This is a genomic window from Polaribacter litoreus, assembly GCF_054584775.1.
Genome location: NZ_JBTLRD010000069.1, coordinates 1 through 1656 on the forward strand (window position 1 = coordinate 1; position 1656 = coordinate 1656).

Annotated in this window: 2 protein-coding genes; both read left to right on the forward strand. The window is 29.0% G+C overall.

Annotated elements, in window-relative coordinates; all coding sequences use genetic code 11:
* The first annotated feature begins 102 nt into the window (after window positions 1-102).
* Window positions 103-699 carry a hypothetical protein gene (locus ACW9UN_RS17145; RefSeq protein WP_459487592.1) on the forward strand — a complete coding sequence of 199 codons (597 nt, stop codon included), beginning with the start codon at window positions 103-105 and terminating at the stop codon, window positions 697-699.
* A 150-nt stretch (window positions 700-849) separates the two neighbouring features.
* Window positions 850-1482, forward strand: coding sequence for a hypothetical protein (locus ACW9UN_RS17150; RefSeq protein WP_459487593.1), 633 nt, complete (start codon window positions 850-852; stop codon window positions 1480-1482).
* Window positions 1483-1656: the final 174 nt, after the last annotated feature.

Genomic DNA, 1656 nt, shown 5'->3' on the forward strand with positions numbered 1-1656 from the left:
AGATACGAAGTTGTTAGATTTTTTGCTTACTTTTAGCTAAACTAAACCGCAACTAAAACATAGCCTAAACCGTTATGCACAACCACCAAACGAACTCATAAAATGGAATGGCTATTTGGAATAAAATATAAAGTTTGGATTATTAACACGAATTCAAAATCGGAATTATATCTATGGGAAAATTTTAAAAATATTTTTCCAAATATCAATTCACTTCTTGAACTTTCTGAAAAACCTGCCTATATTAGAACATTCCAATCATATGAATATGAAAATAAATGGTTAGGTTTTGGTAGAATGAAATGGAATGAAGAAAACAACATAAAATGGACTGAAAAATATAGAAAAGAAATTGATTTAAATAAAAGACTTCAATTTTATTCAACAGAAGTTTGGAAACCAGACTGGAATTTTTGTTGCGAAAACGGAAAAAATCCGAACTTATATTTTAAACTATATAATTATGAAAATTTAGATTATTTAAAAGAGGGAATTATTATTGCAATTCCTAAAAAGTTTGTTCAATTAAATCTGAAAATAATTGAGGAAAATATAGTTGAAATTAAGAACAAAATCAAAAACTCAACAATATCTGAAAAAGAAAGAACTTGGAAACCAAGTGGAAATTTTTTAAACAATATAGAAGATATGAACCCACAAGAAATGAAAAAAATAATTAGTAAAAAAGGCAGTGCATAACACCGTATATAATTTATTGCTGGCTTCTTGCCTACTTGCGAAAGTCCTCGCGGACTTTCTTGGTCGGTAATTATTTACTAAATTAGTTGCTTAAAACACGCAACAAACCATATACAAAAACGTTGTGCGTCATTTGAGGAAACCGAAAAAATGTTGAAAATATTTAAGAAAAATTTAAAATCTGAATATAAGGAAAGACTAACCAAATCTTTCCCGAAAAAACTGCATTCGGACTTAAAAGAAGTTCTGAAAATAATCCCATTTGAAAATAATAAAGTCAAATTATGTGACGGAAAAATTCATCAAGTTGAAAATCTGATTCATGAAAATGAATTGAATTTAACACTTGAAAATGAAACTCTGACAATTCCATACAGACTTTACTTTGACGAGCCAAATCCTGAATTGGAAAAAACATTGACTGATAAACAAAAAGACATATTAAATTGTATTTATTTGCGACATCATAATGGATATTTAAGAGAAAAAAGACTGAATTTGTTATCACAGAATTCGGAGAAATGGACAATTCCATTCATTATTCAATTGATTGGCGAATACGTTTATGAATTGCTTCCAATTATTGACAAAAAAATAAACGAAAACACTTTGGATTATTATGCTGAATTTAGAGCTAAAAACCCTAAATATTGGCAACAGACTGAAAGTAGAATGATAAGCTATTGGAATGAATATTATAGATACAAATTCCCGAAACTGAAAGAATATTTGGGATTTGAAATTGTTAATCGAATAAAAAAACGAACGCACAACACCGTATAAAATTAATTGCTGGTTTTAGCTCACTTGGGAAATTCCTTCGGAATTTCGCCGTTCGTGATTAATCTAGTAAATTAGTCGCTTGAAACACGCAACTAACCTTATACAACAACGTTATGTTTTATTGCTCAGGAAAATCTAAACGCAGGAAAAAAATGCTGAACACTCTCTCGCGAA